The following is a 548-nucleotide window of genomic DNA, read 5'->3' on the forward strand; positions in this document are numbered from 1 at the left end:
GGCTGGACGTCGTCCGCGTCCTGGAACCCGATGGCGCACTCGGAACCCGCCCGCTGCGAACCGTACGGGAGTGGCTGAGGCTGCGCCGCCTGGCCGCGGACGCGCTCCCGCGCACCCAGCACCTCAGAACCCGGCTCCGCGTCGTCCACGGCACGCCCGGCAAGGCGCTCGCGCACGCGGCGGAACACGCCGAGCTGCTGGTCATCGGCGCCCGAGCGCACTCCGAGCACGGCAACCCGCTCGGTGGCGACACCGTCCCGGTCGTGCGTGAGCGCGCCCGCTGCGGCGTCGTGGTCTGCGCCGACCACACCGCCTCTTCCGAGCCTGCTGATCAGGCCGGCGAAAGTGCCAGGAGGAGACCATGAAGCGCCGGACAGTCGCCGACGTCATGACCAAGCCCGACCGCAGATCCGAGAGCGTCAGCCTCATGGACAACGCCGCCGTCAGCGAGACCCACATCGGCATCGTCTTCTTCACCGCGGACCGCGCCTACAAGCTGAAGAAGCCGGTGAACCTGGGATTCCTCGATTTCAGCACCCGCGAGCTAC

General features: G+C 70.3%; 1 protein-coding gene and 1 pseudogene. Both read left to right on the forward strand.

Going from position 1 to position 548, the window contains the following annotated elements:
* A pseudogene (locus ETD83_RS42145) lies at window positions 1-365 on the forward strand (universal stress protein); the annotation flags it as partial.
* Window positions 362-548, forward strand: a 187-nt coding sequence (locus ETD83_RS42150; RefSeq protein WP_205718198.1) for a hypothetical protein, incomplete at its 3' end; no start/stop codon positions are given. The pseudogene ETD83_RS42145 and the gene ETD83_RS42150, both read left to right, overlap by 4 nt.

The organism is Actinomadura soli (genome assembly GCF_005889715.1).
Classification (GTDB): domain Bacteria; phylum Actinomycetota; class Actinomycetes; order Streptosporangiales; family Streptosporangiaceae; genus Spirillospora; species Spirillospora soli.